General features: G+C 65.9%; 4 protein-coding genes. All 4 read left to right on the top strand.

From position 1 onward, the window contains the following. Positions 1 to 108: 108 nt before the first annotated feature. From ACFWY6_RS44185 to ACFWY6_RS44200, 4 genes are read left to right on the top strand one after another with little or no spacing between them, the layout of a single operon-like run. On the top strand, positions 109 to 1,314 hold the full coding sequence (locus tag ACFWY6_RS44185) for an integrase (RefSeq protein WP_384703208.1): 1,206 nt from the start codon (positions 109 to 111) through the stop codon (positions 1,312 to 1,314). Then, positions 1,311 to 3,932: a tyrosine-type recombinase/integrase gene (locus ACFWY6_RS44190; RefSeq protein WP_384703200.1), complete on the top strand. Its 2,622-nt coding sequence runs from the start codon at positions 1,311 to 1,313 to the stop codon at positions 3,930 to 3,932. Before ACFWY6_RS44185 ends, ACFWY6_RS44190 begins: the two co-directional genes overlap by 4 nt. Beyond that, on the top strand, positions 3,923 to 4,498 hold the full coding sequence (locus ACFWY6_RS44195) for a DUF6262 family protein (RefSeq protein ID WP_384703203.1): 576 nt from the start codon (positions 3,923 to 3,925) through the stop codon (positions 4,496 to 4,498). The genes ACFWY6_RS44190 and ACFWY6_RS44195 overlap by 10 nt, the downstream gene beginning before the upstream one ends. Continuing rightward, positions 4,495 to 4,788, top strand: coding sequence for a hypothetical protein (locus ACFWY6_RS44200; RefSeq protein ID WP_384703206.1), 294 nt, complete (start codon positions 4,495 to 4,497; stop codon positions 4,786 to 4,788). Before ACFWY6_RS44195 ends, ACFWY6_RS44200 begins: the two co-directional genes overlap by 4 nt. Position 4,789: the final 1 nt, after the last annotated feature.

Genomic DNA, 4,789 nt, shown 5'->3' on the forward strand with positions numbered 1-4,789 from the left:
ACTTTTCCAACCGCGTCTTGAGTGACCGGGTAATCCGTTAGGGCTCTTTCTGAGGCCATGCCGTTCTGCTTAACCGACTGCATCGGTTGTCTCCATCACGTGGACGAGATGGGGGCGCCGGTGGTGCGAAGTCGTGTGGTTCTTGGGGACTTGAGGGTTCAGCCGCTGATGCGGTCCGGCGGTGGGCGGACCTACACGATCCTGTGGCCGGACGGGTCGGTCGACGAGGAGGCGGACTCGTACCTCAGATCCTTTGAGGGCTCGGGATCCCAAAAGACGTACGCATACTCGCTGGTGGACCATCTGCGGTGGAGGATCCGCGAGGGCCTGACCACCGAGACTGTGACGATGCTCGACCTGCGCCGCTACATGGGTGCCGTGGGAGCGAAGATTCCGATGCCCTATGGACAGCCCTGGCGGGTGCCGCCGAAGAAGCCGTACGGGGCTTCGGCCCTCCAGGTCGCGGCCGCGTGCTTGAAGGGCTTCTACCTCCACAACTGCGCGGGCAACGGCGCGAACGACGAGCTGAGGGTGGCGTTCTCAGCCGGGCGGCTGCCGACCATGCCGGACCGCCGCCGGGCCTTCCTGGGGCACGTGAAGAAGTCGATGCCCACCAACCCTCTGACGCCGTCGCGGCCGCCGCGGCGTCGGCACCCGAAGATGCTGCCCGACGGGGCCAAGCCGGAGCTGCTGGAGGCCGTGAACACCGCTCGCGACGAAATGGTCGTGCGGTGGCTGTCCGACACCAGCCTGCGGATCGGCGGCCTGACGGGTCTGCACTTGGTCGACCTGCACCTGCGGGAGAACGCTGCCTGCGGCGAGTGCAAGAGCCCGCACCTGCACGTCTGTCATCGCTGGGGCAACCCCAACGGGGCCGCCGCGAAGATCAAGCCGGACTGGAAGCTGGTTGACGGAGTGATTGCTGGCGGTGAGATCTACCGGGCCAGCCCGGCCATAATCAGCAGCTACTTCAAGTACATGACGACGGAGTACGCGAAGTACGCCGCCGGGCACGGCATGCTGCTGATTCAATTGGCCGGCTCGAACCAGGGCGAGCCCTGGTCGGCGGATGCGGCCCGAGGCATGCTGCGGCGGGCCGGACGCCGCGCTGATCTGCCTGGACGGATCAAGCCTCAGGCTTTCCGGCACCAGATCACCAACGACGTTCTAGACATCTCCAAGGACCCGATGGTGGCCAAAGTGGTCGGCAACTGGGCATCGGCCCAGATGGTCGACGAGGTCTATGGGCATCCGGATCTTCATTCCCCAGAGTTCGGTGCCGCCCTGGAGACTGTTTGGGGTGAGAAGCCGTGAGAACCCCGCTGCTGCAACTCACCGTCAACCGCGACGCGGAGACCCGCACGACACCGGACCGCCTTGAGATCCTCCATGCCTTGATCGCGGCCCCGACCTTCGATCCGGTCTTTCGCGATGACGTGATCCAGGTCGCATCAGACCATCCCGTTTACAGATGGGCTTGCCCGGTGCCGGTCTGCGGCCGAACTCGGCGCGGCTGGGGGGAGTTCTGCTACACGCACCAATACGAGTGGCGAGCCATCCAGCGGGAGGGCGGCGACATCACCGACTTCCTCCGCAAGGCCCAGCCCTTGATCGCCCGAGGTGGGCGCGTGATGAAGGAGTCGTGCCTGATCTGTCCCCACGCACCGGCCGTCAGCAAGTACGGCCTGTGCTTCCTGCACTCGAACCACTGGTCAAAATGGGGCGAATACCGACGCCTGAAGGGTCGGCCGGACAGCTTCGAGGACTGGCTGGCTGAGCAACTGCCTTACCCCGACTTCGGCAAGTGCAAGGTGCCGGCCTGCGCTCATCCCGGAGCCCACTGGATCGGACTGTGTCCTGACCACTTCCGCCGCTATCACCGGGAAGGAAAGCCGGGCGGTGCCGAGAAGGTGAGGAACTGGGCCAAACGCCCCCCGGGAGATCCTCCCGTCACGGTCACCTACACAGACGAGATGGCCTTCCGGCGCTGGTGCACCCAACAGGACCCGGTCAGCAGAACGGACGGATGCCTGAACCTGCTGGGCCTGCGGCCATTGGTTCGCGCAGAGATCAAGTGGAGCCTCTTCCACCACGCTCAAGGCCTTGCAGAGGGAGCCTATTGGCCGCTCAACGCAGTGCAAAGGCTCGCGGTCGAGTGCGGTCGGCAGGACATCAACTCGCTGGCCGACCTCGACCTTGAAGTGATCGCGAAGCATCTGGGAGGCATCGCCCGAGCGATGCTCCGGCACCTGCGGGTGGTCTACTTCACCCGGCAGGACACCAAGGACATCGGCTACATCGAGTTCGACCACTTCGGAGTTCACCTCCGTGCCACCGGGAGCTACTACGACATCTCGGTCGTCTCGCAGCGCTGGCTGCGTGATCTGCTCTGGGACTGGTTGGACCTGCGGCTGAGGACCGATCCGCCCCGCAGCGTCGGCCCGTTGACCAATGCACGGCGGGCATGCGCCGAACTCAGCGCCTACCTCGAAGCCCAGACACCTGGCGGCGGCCATGACCCCACTGTGCTGACGCAGGACCATATGGTCGACTTCGTTGCCGACCAGCGCCATCGGGCCGCACACGGACTGCAGCCTCTCCACGTCATTTACGACCCGGACAGCCATCCCAAGAACAAGCCCGCCCCGGCCAACCAGGCGCTGATGGGCCGCATCTTCAACGGAACCCGCCGGGTCCTGCGGGCGGCCATGGACCTCGGGCTGACAGAACAGATCGGGCTCGCCCGTGAGTTCGTCGTCGCGATGCCCCCGGGCGGACGCACCACGCTGGGTCGCCGCAGGCCATTCTCCGACGATGTGGCACGGGCGCTGGCGGAGGAGACGAACCTGACGGCCCTCGACGCCATGGACTGCGAGGACCGCGGACTGCGCGACGTCTGGGAAACCATCATCACCACCGGCCGTCGGGCCGGCGAGGTGCTCAACCTGCGGCTGGAGTGCACCGGCCGCTATCGGAACCTCCCCATCCTCTGGCATGACCAGACCAAGGTCGGAAATCTGGATGAGGGAATCCGGATCTCGGAGCGGCTCTTCCAGCGGATCAAAGTGCGGCAGGACAAGTCCGTGGCCCGCTTCAGCCAACGGCACGGACGGCCGCCGACCCCGGCCGAGCGGCTCGAAATCGCTCTGTTCCCCCGACGGACTACCAACCGCACTGGCATCAAGAGCGTGAGTTACGGATGGTTCCACACCCTGTTCAGCGAGTGGGTGAGCGGCCTCGACATCGAGTACTCCGTCGCCCATCAGGCACGTCACACGCTGGCCACCAACCTCCTGAAGAACGGCGCCAACCTCACCCATGTCCGGCGCTATCTGGGCCAGATCTCCGACCGGATGGCCGAGCACTACATTCACCTCGCGAACACCGACCCCAAGCTCGACCTGGCCCTCCAGGCGGTCTGGGTCGCAGGCCCCGGCGCCGCCGAGCCCGGCATCGCCCTCTCCGACGGCGGACCGATGAGCCGGGAGGAAGCCGAAGCCCTCGCCATCGACCTCACCCGACAGTCCACACCCGCCGAGGGCGGATTCTGCACGTTCCAGCCCGTCGTCAACGGCGACGCCTGCCCGTGGAACATGGACTGCCACAACTGCCGCGAGTTCGTCATGTCCGGGGCCGACCTCGTCTACTGGCACCGCAAGCGCGAGCAGTGGCGGACACAAGCCGAACGCGCCCCCGACCCCAAGGTCGCCGACTACCTCCACCAGCTCTTCGAGCCCACCGCCCTCGCCATCGACGGCCTGGAGAAGGCCTTGGAGGCGGTCGGCCTCCTCAAAGAGGCCCTCGCGCTCGACCTCCGCCGGCCCCAGGACTACTTCGGCCGCGTCTGGGCCACAGCCTTTCGAGCCCAAGAGCTCGCCCGCCACGCAGAGCTCACGGACATCGACAATCACGAGGACCCGCCATGCCCGTGAGCCCCAGCCAAACCCAAGCGGCCCTCGCCACCCGACGTCGGCAAACCCGGGACAAGCTCGGGCAAGTCGAAAAGGCCATCGCCCAACTGCGGCGAGAACGGGGCCGCATCACCGTCCGGGCCATCGCCGACCGGGCGGCCGTGTCGTCCACGTTCCTCTACGAAAACGCATCGGCCAGGGCCCTGGTCCACAACGCCGTCGAAGCCAGCAAAAGCCGACGCGACCAGGCATCAGAAGAGGTCCACAACCGGATCGAATCCACCTGGCGAGAACGAGCCCTGAACGCAGAAGCAGAGCTGACCCGCACGCAGAGAGAAGTCCTCTCCCAGCGACAGCAAATCGGTGACCTGATGGGACAGATCCGCGACACCGCGCAGATGGTCTCCGGCGAGTCCGCCCAGGCCGTCATCACCGAGAACACCACCCTCAAACGACGCGTCCATCAGCTCACCCAGGAACACCGCAAGCTGCAAGAACGACTCGAAGGCGCCCGGTCCAACAACCGGTTCGCCGAGAAGCGCATCGCCGACCTCGAAGTCCAACTCCTCGATCGGGCCCAGTCATGACCAGCTCATCCGATCCCGCCGCCGTCATCCTCGACCACGACCAGGCCGCCGCCCTCGCCCGGCTACTGCGGCAGATCGAGCAGTTCTTCGACGAGTGCGACGACGACACCGAGGATGCACTTGCCGCCTACTCCGGCCTCAACCCCGCCAGCGAGGCGTTCAGCGCGGCCCTCTGCTTCCACGCCGACGCAATCGAGGCTGCCCTGTCCAACGAGCCTGATACGTCAAGGACTCCTACGCGACGCATTCATGCAGTTCAGAGCCAACCCGGTCAGATCGACAGTCGGTAAA

It is taken from the genome of Streptomyces sp. NPDC059037, assembly GCF_042740015.1.
Taxonomy (GTDB): domain Bacteria; phylum Actinomycetota; class Actinomycetes; order Streptomycetales; family Streptomycetaceae; genus Streptomyces.

Excerpts from the sequence above, each read along its gene's own strand:
- ACFWY6_RS44200 (WP_384703206.1), top strand. The coding sequence starts at position 4,495 with ATGACCAGCTCATCCGATCCCGCCGCCGTCATCCTCGACCACGACCAG.
- ACFWY6_RS44195 (WP_384703203.1), top strand. The coding sequence starts at position 3,923 with ATGCCCGTGAGCCCCAGCCAAACCCAAGCGGCCCTCGCCACCCGACGT.
- ACFWY6_RS44185 (WP_384703208.1), top strand. The coding sequence starts at position 109 with ATGGGGGCGCCGGTGGTGCGAAGTCGTGTGGTTCTTGGGGACTTGAGG.